Origin of the sequence: Halomonas sp. N3-2A (genome assembly GCF_002216165.1) — a bacterium.
Classification (GTDB): Bacteria; Pseudomonadota; Gammaproteobacteria; order Pseudomonadales; family Halomonadaceae; genus Vreelandella.
On record NZ_CP022286.1, the window covers coordinates 2,821,073 to 2,837,041 of the forward strand.

The 15,969-nt window shown below is 56.1% G+C and carries 13 protein-coding genes; 8 read left to right on the forward strand and 5 right to left on the reverse strand.

The features are described 5' to 3' along the window. Positions 1-9: 9 nt before the first annotated feature. A complete protein-coding gene (locus CEK60_RS13205) occupies positions 10-1,638 on the forward strand; it encodes a serine hydrolase (RefSeq protein WP_089039406.1) in 1,629 nt (542 codons plus the stop codon). A 105-nt stretch (positions 1,639-1,743) separates the two neighbouring features. Beyond that, positions 1,744-2,562, forward strand: a complete 819-nt coding sequence (locus tag CEK60_RS13210; RefSeq protein WP_089039407.1) for a TraX family protein — start codon at positions 1,744-1,746, stop codon at positions 2,560-2,562. 53 nt (positions 2,563-2,615) lie between these two features. Here CEK60_RS13210 and CEK60_RS13215 read toward each other — a convergent pair whose 3' ends face one another. Both CEK60_RS13215 and purE read right to left on the reverse strand, forming a co-directional pair. Beyond that, positions 2,616-3,791: a 5-(carboxyamino)imidazole ribonucleotide synthase gene (locus CEK60_RS13215; RefSeq protein WP_089039408.1), complete on the reverse strand. Its 1,176-nt coding sequence runs from the start codon at positions 3,789-3,791 to the stop codon at positions 2,616-2,618. A gap of 12 nt (positions 3,792-3,803) precedes the next feature. Beyond that, positions 3,804-4,316, reverse strand: coding sequence for a 5-(carboxyamino)imidazole ribonucleotide mutase (purE, locus tag CEK60_RS13220; protein ID WP_038477065.1), 513 nt, complete (start codon positions 4,314-4,316; stop codon positions 3,804-3,806). 218 nt (positions 4,317-4,534) lie between these two features. On the opposite strand from purE, the gene CEK60_RS13225 reads away from it, so the two are divergent. The 4 genes from CEK60_RS13225 (at position 4,535) to CEK60_RS13240 (ending at position 10,099) form a co-directional block, all read left to right on the forward strand. Next, complete coding sequence (locus tag CEK60_RS13225) at positions 4,535-4,807, forward strand: XRE family transcriptional regulator (RefSeq protein ID WP_089039409.1); 273 nt, start codon at positions 4,535-4,537, stop codon at positions 4,805-4,807. Positions 4,808-5,063: 256 nt separating this feature from the next. After that, entirely contained in the window at positions 5,064-5,840 is a 777-nt protein-coding gene (gene dsrO, locus CEK60_RS13230) for a sulfate reduction electron transfer complex DsrMKJOP subunit DsrO (RefSeq protein WP_089039410.1), read from the forward strand. After that, positions 5,824-7,011 carry an NrfD/PsrC family molybdoenzyme membrane anchor subunit gene (gene nrfD / locus CEK60_RS13235; protein WP_089039411.1) on the forward strand — a complete coding sequence of 396 codons (1,188 nt, stop codon included), beginning with the start codon at positions 5,824-5,826 and terminating at the stop codon, positions 7,009-7,011. The genes dsrO and nrfD overlap by 17 nt, the downstream gene beginning before the upstream one ends. Continuing rightward, entirely contained in the window at positions 7,004-10,099 is a 3,096-nt protein-coding gene (locus CEK60_RS13240; RefSeq protein WP_089039412.1) for a molybdopterin dinucleotide binding domain-containing protein, read from the forward strand. The genes nrfD and CEK60_RS13240 overlap by 8 nt, the downstream gene beginning before the upstream one ends. Before the next feature lie 19 nt (positions 10,100-10,118). Here the strand turns inward: CEK60_RS13240 and chrA are convergent, their stop codons facing one another. From chrA to CEK60_RS13255, 3 genes are all read right to left on the reverse strand, one after another. Continuing rightward, positions 10,119-11,312, reverse strand: a complete 1,194-nt coding sequence (gene chrA / locus CEK60_RS13245; RefSeq protein ID WP_089039413.1) for a chromate efflux transporter — start codon at positions 11,310-11,312, stop codon at positions 10,119-10,121. Between the two features lie 240 nt (positions 11,313-11,552). After that, on the reverse strand, positions 11,553-13,229 hold the full coding sequence (ilvD, locus tag CEK60_RS13250; RefSeq protein WP_089039414.1) for a dihydroxy-acid dehydratase: 1,677 nt from the start codon (positions 13,227-13,229) through the stop codon (positions 11,553-11,555). 144 nt (positions 13,230-13,373) lie between these two features. Further along, a complete protein-coding gene (locus tag CEK60_RS13255) occupies positions 13,374-14,270 on the reverse strand; it encodes a LysR family transcriptional regulator (protein ID WP_089039415.1) in 897 nt (298 codons plus the stop codon). 116 nt (positions 14,271-14,386) lie between these two features. Here CEK60_RS13255 and CEK60_RS13260 point away from each other — a divergent pair, with 116 nt between their 5' ends. Both CEK60_RS13260 and CEK60_RS13265 read left to right on the forward strand, forming a co-directional pair. Then, positions 14,387-15,394, forward strand: a complete 1,008-nt coding sequence (locus CEK60_RS13260; protein ID WP_089039416.1) for a TRAP transporter substrate-binding protein — start codon at positions 14,387-14,389, stop codon at positions 15,392-15,394. A gap of 23 nt (positions 15,395-15,417) precedes the next feature. Next, positions 15,418-15,969 (forward strand): TRAP transporter small permease subunit, encoded by a 552-nt coding sequence (locus CEK60_RS13265; protein WP_089039417.1) that lies wholly within the window; start codon positions 15,418-15,420, stop codon positions 15,967-15,969.

Below are 15,969 nucleotides of genomic sequence, written 5' to 3' on the forward strand. Positions count from 1 at the left end.
GATCCTGACATGACCACATCGAAAGCCGCACGCCCCCTTCTGACCTCGGCCTTGAGCGCTCTTAGCGCTGCCGCCGCATTGCTTGCGTTCAATGCTCCGCTCCATGCGGAGACGCTGCCAGCCATCACCTTGCCGGACCCGGCGATCTCTCCTGCGCGGGTGAACCTATTGCCAGTGCCGCAGGCACGGATCGATGAGGCGGTCGCTTCACTGGATGAGTTGGCACAGGATATGTTGGAGCGAACCGGGGTACCGGGCCTCGCCGTTGCCGTGGTACATGGGGAAGAGACACTGCTGATGCGCGGCTGGGGGCTGCGGGCGGAGGGCGCGGAGGAACAGGTTGATGCGGATACAGTCTTTCTGCTCGCTTCGTTGTCCAAATCTGTCGGAGCCACGGTGGTGGCCGCGCAGGTTTCGCAAGGGACCGTCGGTTGGGATGATCCGGTGCGCAACCACTTACCGTGGTTCGACCTGGGCGATCCCTGGGTCAGCAATCATGTCACCATCGGGGATCTCTATGCGCACCGCTCGGGCCTGCCGGACCACGCCGGTGATGATCTCGAGGATATAGGCTATGACCGTCGCGCTGTACTGGAGCGGCTGGCGCAGCTGCCCATGGGGCAGTTCAGAGCCGATTACGCCTATACGAATTTCGGCCTTACGGCTGCCGCAGAGGCGGTAGCCACCGCAACCGGCAAGGACTGGTCAACGCTCTCGCAAGAGGCGCTCTATGGTCCGCTCGGCATGGAGGCAACCAGCTCACGCCACTCAGATTACATGGCGCGCGACAATCGCGCCGCTAGCCATGTGCCGGATGCCAACGGCTTCCGAGTGGCAGACCTGCGCCAGCCCGATGCGCAAAGTCCGGCGGGCGGGGTAAGCTCCAGCGTGCGAGACATGGCGAAATGGATGAAGCTGGTGCTCTCCAACGGGCGCTTTGCAGAGCAGCAACTGATTGCGCCCGAAGCGCTCGTGCCCGCGCTTTCACCACATGCCATCAGCAGCCACCCCGGTGACGCGGCCGATCGGGCTGGTACCTATGGTTACGGATTTGGCGTCGGTGTGCGCCCCACTGGGCGTGTCGTGGTGAGCCATTCGGGCGCCTTCGCTTTTGGTGCGGCGACCTCCTATTCGATGCTGCCGGACCTTGGGCTTGGGATCATCGTGCTGACCAATGCCACCCCCACGGGCCTCCCCGAGGCGCTGACGGCCAGCTTTCTTGATCTGGCAGAGTTTGGTGTGGAACAGCGCGACTGGCTGGCGGCCTACGGGCCACGCATAGCACCGCTCTCTGCCCCGGCCGGAGATCTGGTGGGTGTGACACCTCCGACTGAGCCCACCGAGGCCCGATCTGCCGACGCTTATGCAGGGGACTATGGCAATGCCTATTTCGGGGCGGCTGAGGTGCGTGAGACCGCTGACGGCTTGGTACTCGAAGTTGGCCCCGCGCCACAGCACCTGCGGTTGACCCACTGGGACGGCGATCGCTTTGTCGCCTTCCCGGTGACAGAGAACCAACCAGAGGGCTCGGTTTCGCAGGTCGAATTCACCATGGGCGCGGATGGAAAAGCAGAAACGATGACCGTTGAGCATCTTAACGAGGCGGGCCTTGGAGAATTCCAGCGGCCATTTAGCTGAAACGCTCTGCCAACCCTAGCACTTAAACTAGTACTTAAACCTGTACCGAACTTGCTCAGTCAAATCGAGTCTGTAATCCAGTAAGGAAACTCACAAGGAAGTCTAATGGCTGAACAAACCGATGCAAACGTCTCCGCCGAGGCGGCTTACGATGCGCGCCCCTCGTCTCATTGGACCGCCTGGGGGCAATGGCTGGCGCTATTCACCATGACCGTAGATCACCTTACTCGCTATGTGTTGCCGGGTGACTGGGACTTAAGCTGGGCAGGCTCGTCCATTGGCCGTATCGCCTTCCCCTTGTTTGCGGCAATGGTTGCCTGGCACGGGCTGTTTAATACCCGTAACCCACTACGCTACTCACGCCGCATACTGGTCATTGGTTTAGTGGCTCAGTTGCCTTATATGCTGATGCCACGCGCGTCTGACGATTTTATTCTTAATGTCTGCTTCACGCTTGCCTGTGGCCTAGCGTTGGGTGCGTTGGTTCGCCAAGGTTGGCAGCACTATCAACAGCAGACGCTAGGATTAGCTTGGCTAATGCTTGGAGCAGCGGTAGGCGTCACCGTTTGGTATTTGCTGGGGTTCTGGGTGGAGTACGGCCATAACGGTTTGCTACTGATTCCGCTATTAATGTTTGCCATGCAGGCGCTTAACGAAACCCGCGACGCGCTAAAATCGCGCTTGTGGGCAGGTTTAGCCGCATTTCCCGCGCTTTGGATAGCCGGTCAAATGAACGCTTCAGACATGGCAAAGTCGTTTACCGTTGGCACTTGCGTGGTGATATTGATGCTGGCAGCAGGTGCCGCCCAACGCGTGCCATCCGTAGCCCTGGCCATGCCGCGCCGCCTATGGCTTGCTTGGTATCCAGGACACTTTGCTTTAATTGCGCTGTGGCTATTGCTTAGCGGCCAACTGGCGGGGTAATCAACGACGAAGCCGCCCTAATCAGGCGGCTTCGTAGTGATAATCCATCAACTTTACAGTGAGCGTTCGAAACTCCACGCCACCGGCGGTGCATCAGGTAGTAATGCCTGGCACGCACGCACTTTTTCAAGCAGTTCGGCATGCGTGTCAGCGACGACATTGACATGTGCCAGCTTGCGCCCTGCCCGCTCTTCCTTGTCATAGCGATGCAGATGAGTATTGCCTATCGCCAACAGCGCGGCATTGTCACCTTCCTGGCCAATGACATTCACCATGCAAGTAGGTGCAATAGCCTGGGTGCTGCCGAGCGGTAGGCCCTGCACAGCGCGCAGATGGTTTTCAAACTGGCTAGTGACCGCACCATCCATGGTCCAATGGCCAGAATTATGCACGCGTGGAGCCATCTCATTAGCCAGTAGGCTGCCATCCCGCGTTTGGAACAGCTCCAGCGCCATCACGCCCACATAATCCAACTCATCCAACAGCATGCGAATGTAGCTGTCGGCTGTCTCTTGAACGCTGGTAGCTAAATCCGGCAGCGGCGCAACGGAATAGCGCAAAATGCCATCTACGTGTTGATTTTCCGCCATGGGATAAAACACCACATCCCCATCACGACCGCGCACGGCAATCATCGAGACTTCCCGTACAAAATCAACAAACGCTTCAACGATCAGTTGACGGTGACCAATGCTCTTCCATGCCTCTTCAGCCTGCTCCGGCGCTTTCAGCACCGCTTGCCCTTTACCGTCATACCCCTCTGTCACTGACTTGGCGACCACGGGGCAGCCCAGCTCATTGGCTGCCGCTTCAAGCTGTTCGGCACTCTCAACGACGCGGTAGGCAGGTGTCGGAATACCCAAGCGATCAAATAGGGCTTTCTCTTCAACACGGTTTTGGCAAACGGCAATCGCCCGGCTTCCTGGGTAAACGGGTTTGTGCTGTTCAATTTGCTCAACCAGCGCTACGGGCAGATGCTCAAACTCGTAGGTTACTACATCGACCTTATCGAGAAATTCCGCCAAATGCTGGTTGTTAGGATCGATAACCACGTCGCCAATGCCCGCACTCGGGTTGCCGGTCGTGTCTAAAAAGGTGAAGCGGTTACCTAGCGGGTAGCCAGCCAATGCCAGCATACGACCAAGCTGGCCTGCACCGAGCACACCAATATTTTTAGCGATGCCAGCGCTTTTCGAGCTACCAGAACTTTTCGAGATACCAGAATTCATGGCCGGGATTCCTTAGTTCGCTTCCGCATCGGGGCGAGGGTCTGGGTTATCCAGCACCATTTGAGTTTGCTCAGCGCGGAAAGCCTCGACCGCTTCACGCACGCTGGTGTCTTGCAAACCGACAATCTGTGCTGCCAACAAGCCTGCATTGGTCGCGCCTGCTTTACCAATCGCCAGTGTGCCAACAGCAATGCCACCGGGCATCTGCGCAATTGAAAGCAATGAATCCAAGCCTTTAAGCGCTTTGGATTCCACTGGCACGCCCAGCACTGGCAACGCCGTTTGGGAAGCCACCATGCCGGGCAAATGGGCAGCACCGCCCGCTCCCGCCACAATTACTTGCAAGCCACGTTCAGCGGCACTTTTAGCATAGTCAAACAACAAGTCAGGGGTACGATGAGCGGAGACGACGCGGGTCTCATAAGGGACGCCCAGCCGCTCTAACATCGCCACCGCGTGTTCCATGACGGGCCAATCAGATTTCGACCCCATGATCACGCCCACTTTGGGTGCGCTGTTCGACATGCAAAAACTCCTCGGCCAAAGGGCCTACTAAAGCAATCAAGCGTTTAATGTGCCGTGTGCCGCAAGCGGCTCACCAGGAAATTAGAAGGCGCATAGTCTACCAGAGCTAGTCGCTTAGAGCGCGTTTGTAAATAGATCGAAATTTTAATCAAAGTAGCATTGAAAAGCGCGCGACTTGGCGGCATTGTGTGTTTGTCATTTCAGACTGATGGAGTCCCATGAGTACGGCATACTCAACTGCTCACGCAGAAACGCTAGATCCTCCGCGAAGCAGCCCTGACCTCGATGTCAGGGATTTAGAAAAACGTACGCGCCTAATGCGTATCATTACCCGCCTGATCGCCGTATCAGATCTGGGAAGCCGCGAAATAGCCCGCCGGGCTGGGCTTCCAGTACAAAAGATCAGCGACCTGCTCGCCGGAAGGCTAGAGCACCTAGATATTGATGAACTCAATGTCTTGCGTCGCACGTTAGAGCTGGAGACGCCATAGCAATAGTTGCTACCTAACGTAATCATTCATCCCCTTTGTTTGCTAACAGGCTTGCCCGCTGGGCAGGCCTGTTTTTGTTTCAAAACAGCCAATTAGCGCTCCAGGATTAAGGGAGCATTAAGAAACCCTCGCTAACCCATTGACACGTATCAATTTTTTATAATACCAAAGGCGTAACCTTAGCGTATCCAGATCATTCGCTGTGAAACAACGGCTTGTTTCTATCAGCAACATCTTTATCAGCTAAGGAGGCGTTATGGACGCCGTTCGTCGGTCGTTGCTAGGCCAGTTGGCCCGACTAAGCGCGGGCGCTGCGCTAGTGCCGCTATCCAGTCTTGCTCAAGCTGGCATTAATCAGCAGCCTGCCCGCCGCGAGGGCGACCCTAGCAAACGCTACGGTATGCTAATCGACCTTCGCCAATGCATCGGCTGCCAAGCCTGCACGGTGTCGTGCCATATCGAGAATGCTGCACCGCTTGGCCAGTTTCGAACTACCGTCTCTCAGTACGAAGTGCAACACCAAGAAAGTGGTGAACTAGCAACGTTTATGCTGCCGCGGCTATGTAACCATTGCGAAAATCCGCCCTGTGTGCCGGTTTGTCCCGTTGAGGCGACCTATCAACAGCAAGATGGCATCGTTGTCGTAGATAGCGACCGCTGCGTCGGCTGTGCTTACTGCGTCAACGCCTGCCCCTACGATGCCCGCTTTATTAACGAGCGCACTCAAACTGCCGACAAATGCACCTTCTGTGCCCACCGTTTAGAAGCAGGGCTACTGCCTGCCTGCGTTGAAAGCTGTGTGGGTGGTGCCCGCATTATTGGCGATATGCGCAACCCAGACAGCCAAATCAGCCGTCTAATCAACGAGCATCGCGACGCGCTCATGGTGCTTCAGCCAGAAAAAAACACCCTTCCCCAAGTGTTCTATTTAGGTATGGACGAACGATTCACTACACGCCCCATGGCAGAACCCGTGGCGCTTGAAGTGCTTGACCCCCACGGCCAGGAGATGGGCTATGAATTCCACCATTGAACTACTCGCCCCACGCTATGACATCGCCTGGTATCCCTGGGCAGTTCAGTACTTTTTTATGATCGCGGTCTCCTACGCCAGCCTTTGGCTGGCGGCACCCGCACTGGTGTTTGGCAAGCAATCCTGGTTGCCTACAGCACGTCTGGCAATGATCGCCTGCGTCAGCACAACGTTAGTCGCACCGGTGGCCTTATTGGCAGATCTACATCAGCCACTGCGCTTTTGGCATTTCTACGCTTACGCCAATACGCATTCGTGGATGTCGATTGGCAGTGTGGTACTGCCGCTGTATCTGATCAGCGTTTTAGGCTTCGCCTGGCTGGCTTGGCGACCCGCGCTTCAGGCCCGGCAACAGGCAACTGGGCTAAGCGGGTTGATCGCCAAGTGGCTGAGCATGGGCAGTGGTGTGACACCCAAAGCGCTGGTGGCTCTGGTGGGATTAGCCGCCCTGGTACTCTCAAGCGGCATTATGCTCTACACCGGAGCGGAGTTAGCTATCGTCAAAGCCCGCCCGTTATGGAACACCATTTGGCTACCGCCCATGCTGGTAGCGAGCGGATTTATTGCCGCCGCTGGGCTAATACTGGTCCTCAACCGCGTGAGCAGAATCTGCGCGCCCGATGCCACCCGGCAGATGCTTTATGTCCTGTTAGCCTTCTGTGCGCTAGCGGGGCTTATCGCGCTCAGCTGGCTGTTAGATGGCTTGAATGCCCACGTTGGCTCAGTGGCGGCGGCACTGGAATCTGTCCGTTTCAGCCCCTCTTGGCGTAACACCGCACTTTGGGGTGGCCTTACCGGCGTAGCCCTATTCGTCAGCGTGGTATTTCTGTTAACACGTTCGGCTCAGCGCCAGCTAGCACTGTTTGCCTGGGCATGGTTGCTAGGGCTAGTGGCTATTCACATGGGCTGGATGTTCCGTTGGGTAGTGCTGATGGATGTTCAACATGTGGCTCGTAACAGCGCAGGTTTCCATCACTACGGTATCCCTGCTGGCTCTTCCGGCATCTTAGGTATTGTCGGCACTTTCGGGCTGTGGCTGGCGGCCATTTTACTGATCGAGCTATTTATTCCATGGCGACAGGCCCAACAAGGTAGCCAGCTACCAGGTAACGACCAAGCTGCATCTCGCGCCCCACTCACTGCTAACAAAGGAGCGCCTAGTCATGGCTAAGTCTGCTCAAGATCCCTCACGCCGTCGCTTTCTAAAAGGTGCAGCTGCCGCTGGTGGTGCCGCTACCTTTGCAGTGGGCTACGCCGACCCGTTGGCCAAAATGGCCAACGGCGTTACCGGCAGCGCAGGTGAAAAACCGCAGCATAATATTCATGGCAATTCGTTAACGCCTGAATATCGTGTCGATTTAGCGACCGGCGAACTAACCCTCGCCCCCGATCAACGGGTTGCTTTTACTATTTGCTACGGCTGCACCACCCAGTGTGGAGTGCGCGTGCGAGTCGATGACACGCGCGGCGAAGTGCTGCGAGTAGCTGGCAACCCCTATCATCCACTTTCTGCCGATGACCATTTGCCAATGCGCTCACCGGTAGCGGATGCACTGCGCAGCGTGAGTGCTTATCAAGAACACGGGCAAGTTAACCGCTCCACCGCGTGCGCCCGTGGCAACGCGATGATGAGCCAGATCACCAACCCGTTCCGTATTGATCACTGCCTTAAACGGGTCGGTGAACGAGGCAGTCGCGAGTGGCAAAAAATATCGTTTGAGCAACTTATCGAGGAAATTTGCGAAGGGGGCGACCTGTTCGGTGAAGGGCAAGTAGACGGCCTACGCGACATTCGCGACCACGACACACTGATTGACCCCGACAACCCTGAGTACGGCCCCAAAGCTAATCAGTTGATGGTCATGGAAGCCACCGACTACGGGCGCTCAGATTTGCTTAAACGCTTCACCTTGAACGCTTTCGCGACCCGCAACTATGGCCACCATGGCGCATACTGTGGCCTAGCGTTCCGCATGGGCTCTGGAGCAGTGATGAACAACATCGTCACTAATGCTCACGTAAAGCCAGATATACAGAACGCACGCTTTATCATGTATATCGGCTGCGCACCCAGCCAGGCAGGCAACCCGTTTAAACGCCAGGGCCGCTTGCTTGCACAGGCGCGCGCCGCCGGCACGCTGGAATATGTGGTAGTGGACCCCGCGTTGAACGCTGCGACTTCCCATGCCGCGGACAACAACCGCTGGGTGCCGATCCGTCCTGGCACCGATAGCGCCTTTGCCATGGCAATTATTCAGTGGCTACTGGATAACGACGGTTATGCCAAGGAATTTCTTGAACTACCCGGTCAAGCCGCCGCCGATGCAGCGGGAGAAACCACTCACTCCAACGCCACCCATTTAGTGATTGATACCTTCGAGCACCCGCGCCGAGGCTACTTTTTGCGCGCCAGTGACCTTGGCTTTGCCGAGCCAGGTAGCGATGCCGACCTACCCGTCGTGGTGTCAGGGGGCGACCTCGCACTCAGTGAAGAGGTAATGACCGCCGACCTGTTTGCCGAACGCCCAGTGGAGCTTGCCGACGGCACCACCGTCACCGTCAAAACCAGCCTAGCGCTGCTGCGTGAATCAGCCAATCAGTACGACCTGGACAGCTACGCTGAACATTGCGGTATTCCCAAAGCAACAATCATCGAGCTGGCTCAACGTTATGCTAGCCATGGCAGAAAAGCCGCCGTTAACTGCCACGGCGGCATGATGTCAGGCAATGGCTTTTACGCCGCGTTTGGCGTGCAAATGCTTAACCTGCTGGCTGGCAACTACAATATGAAAGGCGGTAGCGCAGTGGGCGGTGGAACTTATAGCGGCACCGGCGAAGGCCCCCGCTACGACCTCGCCAACTTCCCTGGCAAACGTGGGCCCCAAGGCGTATTCCTCTCTCGCTCACGTTTTCCTTATGAGAAATCATCGGAGTACCAGCGCAAGCTCGCGACAGGCGAAAACCCCTATCCCGCGAAAGCGCCCTGGCGTTCATTGGCACCGCCAACGCTCACCGAGCACTTACCTTCCGCATTGGATGGCTACCCCTACCCGATCAAAGCGGTGATTGGCTGTATGGCTAATCCAATTTATGGTCAAGCGGGCCTGAAAGGGGTAATTGTCGATAAGCTGAAAGACCCCAAACGGTTGGGCCTATTTGTGGCCATCGATGGGTTTATCAATGAAACCAATCGCTATGCCGACTACATTGTGCCTGATTCGGTGATGTACGAAGTCTGGGGCTTTGCAGGCTCCTGGAAAGGCACGCTGGGTAAACTCTCCACCGCTTGCTGGCCAGTCATTGAGCCCCGCCAGCAAAAAACCGCCGAAGGTGAGCCTGTCTCTATGGACAGCTTCTTTATCGCCGTTGCTAAACGGCTAGGGCTGCCGGGCTTCGGCGACAACGCCATTCCCGATGCCGACGGCAATCTTCACCCGCTCAACCGCGCTGAAGATTATTACCTACGGGCGGCCGCCAATATTGCCTTTCAAGATGAACCGCTGCCAGAAGCGAACGCTGCGGACATTACTCACGGCGGCATTACCCCGCTACTGCCCAAACTCGAACGTACACTGAAAGCCGACGAACGCGGCCGCGTTGCCTACCTTTACGCCCGGGGTGGGCGTTTCGAAGAGGCAAGCGAACACTTTGTCGGCGATCACCTGAAACATCAGTGGAAAAAAACGCTGTGCGTTTACAACGAAGCAGTGGGCACCAGCATTGATACCACTAACGGGTTACCCAATAGCGGCGTGCCCTGTCACAAGTTGCCACAGCTCGCCAACAAGCAACCCATGCGTGAGGTATTTTCAGAGCAGGAGTGGCCACTACTAGCGTTTTCATTCAAGTCCAACCTGATGAACTCTTACGCCATTGGTAACGAGCGGCTAAGAATGATCAAGCCGTATAACCCTGTGCAAATGCACCGCCAAGATGCCGAACGCTTCGGCATCCAGCATGGCGACACCATCCGCATTGAAAGCCCAGGAGGCAGCATAGTTGGGCTTGCGCTGGTGAGCGAAAGCGTTGTGCCCGGCGCACTGGGTATTGAACACGGCTACGGGCACAAAGATTTAGGTGCCACGCCACACGTCATTGACGGTCAATCCCAGCCAGATATGCCCTGGATGCGCGCCGGTATCAATATCAACGACCTAGGCTTTCAAGACCCTACGCGCGAGATAGGCGGCACCTGGCTTGAACCGATTAGCGGCGCCAGCGTGCGCCAAGGCCTACCCGTGAGAGTAAGCCGCGTATAAACCGGCTGGGGTAGTGATGCTACAGCGTGATCACTACCCCACCCAAGGCGATGACGATCACCACAATCCACGCCGGTAGCTTCCAGACGGTCAGCAGTAAAAAGCCCGTCAGCGCCAAAACAAATTCATAAGGCCCGATAATCGCGCTGGTCCATACCGGCTGATAAAGCGCCGCGCCTAAAATACCCACCACTGCCGCGTTAGCGCCGCGCATCAACGCCTGAGCGCTCTGCCAGCGGCGAAAATGATTCCAAAAGGGCAACACGCCCACCAACAGTAAAAAGCCAGGAATAAAGATCGCCAACAACGCCAGCAGCGCGCCAACCACGCCATTCATACCGGGTAGTAGCGCGCCTAAGTAGGCAGCAAAGGTGAATAACGGCCCTGGCACCGCCTGGGCAGCCCCATAGCCTGCCAAAAACTCATCTGCGCTAACCCAGCCGGATTGCACCACTTCCGCTTCCAGCAGCGGCAGCACCACATGCCCACCGCCAAATACCAGCGCACCAGAACGATAAAACGCATCTGCCACCGTTAGCCACCCAGCGCTGCCTGCCATTAGCGGCAGTAGCATCAGCAGCGCAGCGAACAGCCCCAACGCCACCGAGCCTGCACGGCGGGATACCGGAAACTGCAGTGGTTCACTGGGCGTAGCAGCGGCAACCATACGGCACAGTGCCAACCCCGCTATACCGCCTAGCACAATCGCAGCGACCTGCCCCAGCGGCCCGCTGACCATCACCACTACAAACACAGCCGCCAGCGCAATCCCCACCCGGGTTTTATCGGGGCAAAGGTTGCGCGCCATGCCCCACACCGCGTGAGCCACAATAGCCACTGCGACAACTTTTAAGCCATGAATAATGCCGCTGGCAATCGGGCCATCCAGAACTGCCGCGCCAAACGCGAACAGCACCAGTACTATGGCGGAAGGCAGTGTGAATGCTAGCCACGCCATGGCCGCCCCCCAAGGCCCAGCGCGCATTAATCCCAAAGCAAAGCCCACTTGGCTACTGGCTGGCCCCGGCAAAAATTGGCACAGCGCCACAAGATCCGCGTAGGCGCTTTCGCTTAACCACTGGCGGCGCTCCACAAAGGCCGTACGAAAATAGCCCAGGTGCGCCACCGGCCCGCCAAACGAGGTCAGCCCCAAGGCTAAAAACGCCCAAAATACTTCGCTTACCCGCTCGTTCAGATGGTGCTTTTCAGCCATAGCGTAAGCTTCCCCGTGTGGACAAAAGACCTAATCTACTGATTAAAGCTGACACAGTGATGACAGTGTGCACGATCATCCGCAGGGACTTCATCAACGCAGGTGCGCTGACGCTTACACCGCGCTACAAAATCTTCCTATTCAATGATTTAAGTAGCGCGTGGTAACGAATCTCGCGAGGCACGAGCGAATGAGGCACCCGCGGGCTGATACAGGCACCTTCACTTATTGATATGCAGGTTAGTCGGTTACTGCACCGGTACTGGCAGAGCTGACCAGCTTGGCATACTTCGCCAGCACGCCTTTGCGGTAGCGCGGTTCTGGCTGCTGCCAGGCGGCGCGGCGGCGCATCATTTCTTCATCGCTGATGTCCACTTCAATGGTGTCGGCTTCAGCATCAATAGTGATGGCATCACCATCCTGTACCAGCGCCAACGGGCCGCCATCGAAGGCTTCCGGTGATACGTGCCCGACAACAAAGCCATGGCTGCCACCGGAGAAGCGCCCATCGGTAATCAACGCCACATCATTACCCAGGCCACGCCCCATAATCGCAGACGTTGGCGTAAGCATTTCGCGCATGCCGGGGCCGCCTTTCGGGCCTTCATAGCGAATCACTACGACATCGCCCGCCACCACGGTACCGTCGTTAATGCGCGCCTGGGCCTCTTCTTCAGAGCCAAACACCCGCGCCGAACCGCTAAAGCGCGTCCCTTCTTTACCAGTAATTTTGGCCACTGCACCTTCCGGCGCCAGGTTGCCAAACAGAATACGCAGATGGCTTTCAGCTTTAAGCGGGTTACCCAGCGGCGCAATAATCTGTTGATCCATAGGATAAGGCTCAACATCTTCCAGGTTTTCGGCCAGCGTTTTACCGGTCACTGTTAAGCAGTCGCCGTGCAGTAGCCCAGCATCCAGCAGAATTTTCATCAACGGCTGAATGCCGCCAATCGCCACCAGCTCGCTCATCATATAGTGGCCGCTGGGACGCAGGTCAGCGACCACCGGTACGCGCTTGCCGATCTCGGTGAAGTCGGCAAGGGTCAGTTCCACGCCAATGGTGCGCGCCATGCCAATCAAATGCAGTACCGCATTGGTAGAGCCACCCAGCGCAATCACCACGGTAATCGCATTCTCAAACGCTTCGCGGGTCATGATGTCAGAAGGCTTGATGTCACTGGCCAGCAGTGCCAGCACGGCCTCGCCTGCCGCTTTACAGTCATCGCGCTTATCTTGGGAAATGGCGTTCTGCGCCGAGCTACCCGGCAGGCTCATACCCAATGCTTCAATGGCAGATGCCATCGTATTGGCCGTGTACATACCGCCACAGGAACCCGGGCCAGGAATCGCGGTTTCTTCGATGTTTTTGAGCTCGATCAGATCAATATCACCACGGGAGTGGGCGCCCATCGCCTCAAATACCGACACGATATCGGTATGGCCTTTACCGGGCATAATGGTGCCGCCATACACAAACACGCTGGGGCGATTCAGCCGTGCCAAGCCCATCACGCAACCCGGCATATTTTTGTCACAGCCGCCAATGGCCACTAATCCATCAAAGCCTTCACAGCCCGCCACGGTTTCAATGGAATCGGCAATCACCTCGCGGGAAACCAGCGAGTACTTCATGCCTTCGGTGCCGTTAGCAATGCCATCGGAAATAGTGATGGTATTAAAGATCACTCCTTTACCACCCGCCGCGTCGGCACCGTCACGGGCGAACTCTGCCAGCTCACCGATGTGGCTATTGCACGGGGTCACCATACTCCAGGTAGAGGCAACGCCCACCTGGGGCTTGGTAAAGTCATCGTCGTTAAACCCCACCGCCCGCAGCATTGCACGGCTGGCCGCCTTGCCAGGGCCATCCACCACCTGGGCTGAATGGCGGCGGGTATTCGTAGTAGGCTCGGTCATGGGGAATTCCTCTTTGCTTGACTCACATCGCGTTACGCACGGTATTCGCATAGCTTGGCGGCGGCTTGTCTCTTGTGCAAGGCAAAATACCCGTCAGAGGACAACGTGAATAAATTTTGCACCCCTCTACCAATTCCCGCCTCGCTACCAATTAAGTGAGCTCATGTGCTCCTCTATTTTGGCTACGAACTCGCGTACATAAATCGTCTGCATTGAAGTACTCGGAGTCAACACACCAATGTCACGGTGAATGGTGGGTTCGGCAACCTCTCGAAACACCAAGCCAGGAATGCCCAGCACGTCAACAGCGGAGCGCGGCACGACCGCCAAACCATCACCACTCTGCACCGTCATTACGGCCCCAAGCATCGATCGAACTTGGTGAAACCAATTAAGTTGGATGGCCTCATCTTCAAGGGCGCGTTGGATTTTCAGCCAATTGCCACTCTGCTGGATATTCGAGGCCATTGGATAGTCGCGCAAATCCCGCCAACGCAGCGCATCACATGTAGCTACTGGATGATTCTGATGACAGACAACTCCTAGTGCCTCTCGAGCCAACGAATTGAACTGCACATTGGGATTGGAGGCAGTGTACATTCCGATACCAAGATCTAGCGTACCTCTCGCCACCTCTTCGACTAATTCGATAGCATTCATGTCCAATACCCTGAGAGCGACGAACGGGTAGCGCTTGAGGAACTCGTCCAGAACCGGTGGAATCAGCTTCATACCCAGCGATGGCAAACAGCCAATACGTATCAGTTCACGTCGGTCTGAAGAAGCTCCGCGCAGACTCGCCAAACTCTCTTCGGTGTCGATGACAATTTTACGAGCCCGCTCAAGAAAATTGCGCCCTGCCGCAGTTAGATGAACCTGACGTGTTGTTCGGGTGAACAGCATCACGCCAATCATCTCCTCCAGCTTGTGAATACGTCGACTCAAGGCCGGTTGGGTAATATTGAGTTGATCAGCCGCCGCATGAAAGGAACTGAGGTCGGCCACCATAACAAAAGCCTGAAGATCGGAGATTCGCAGCATTAATGCCTTTTTGTTATCAATAATGGATATTATTCAATTTATAATATCAAGAAAGCTGTGCCAATCTTTATCAGTACTACCGTTAAAAAAATAACAACCCAACGAGGTAATCTGCGATGCACACGAAACGTTTCTCCCTGCTCATTCTCACCTCTGCAATGCTAGCGGGGGCCTCATCCACCTCTCAGGCTCAGGAAACCCATGAGTGGACGCTCGTCTCGCCGCTAACTCCAGCAATTTCCTATATGGCGCTTTATCAGGAGCTTGCCAACAACATTAGAGAGCGTAGCGACGGCCGCCTGAAAATCAACTTTCTCTCCTATGGCCAGCACCCCTTCAGTGGTGCGGAAATCCTGTCAGCTGTGCGGGATGGTGTCGTCCAAATGGGCAACACTGCCGATGTTTATGTAAGCTCAATGGAGCCTTCCATTGCCTTCCTCGGGCTGCCCTTTTTGTTCGATAACCTGGAACAGGCCAAAGCGGCCTACGCCGAGTTAGAGGATCCTTATTACCGGCAAATCTTCGCCGACAAGTACAACGCTGAGCTAACGACCGGCTTTGTTATCAGTGGCTCAGCGATCCATGCCAATCAGCCACTCAACAGTATTGAAGCAATGCAGGGTCAGAAGATCCGTGTTTTTGGTCATGAGAGCGGCGAGATGATCCGTCTTCTCGGTGGCGAACCCAGCACCGTGGCCTTCGGCGAGCTCTACACGTCATTGCAACGGGGTACCATCGATGGTGCTCTAACCGGCATGGACGGTGCCCGTGCTGCTCGTGTTTATGAAGTAGTCGATAACAACACTTGGTGGAACTGGTCTTATCCGGTGGAATTCACTTTTGTGAACCAAGACGCCATGGAAGCACTTCCCGAAGATCTCCAAGAGATCGTTCGTGAGGAAGCAAACCTGATCAATGAGCGGATTCAGGTCGATCGAGACATTGGCACAATGCGCATCCTCACTGATTCCATCGAACAGTATGGCATCACCGTAAGCGGACTAGATGCCGATACGCTGGAAGAATTTCGCACACGCACCCAACCAATCCGCGATGAGTGGCTAGAGGAGACAGGAGAGCTCGGACAACAAGCATTTTCAATCTATGAACAAGGCCTACAGTAGGCGACCCCAGGAGGGCTAAAGTAATGCACTTTATCCGCGCCTTACGGAGGATCGACACCCTGCTCGACAGGGTGTCTCGCCTGACCTCAGGCATTGGTCGTGAGCTAGCCGTTATCGCCATCATAATGATGATGTTGCTAGTCAGTGTGAATACACTGGCCCGAGCACTCCCCTTTACCAGCAGTCTCTTCTTTGTCGAGGAGTACGTAGGCTATCTGTTCGTTGCTCTGTCCTTTATGGGCTTAGCCGATACCTTCCGAACCAAGGGCCACATCCGCGTCGAGCTGCTGATTCAGCGACTCCCTAACCAGGCAGCGGCCCTTCTTGAATTCGTAGTCACCCTAGTAGCTATTGGCATCATCGTTATTCTCGCTTGGCATGCCATGGAACTCTTCACCAAGAGCTTAAGCAGTGGTGAGCGTGCTCAAACAATGACCCGCACCCCACTATGGGTTCCACGCCTATTTCTCGTGCCTGGCTATGCCTTACTGCTAATCGAACTGATGGCCCATCTCAGTCGTAGCATCCTGCGGCTGCTGCCCAGCACCACCACCACGCTTGCCAAGGGAGGCTAG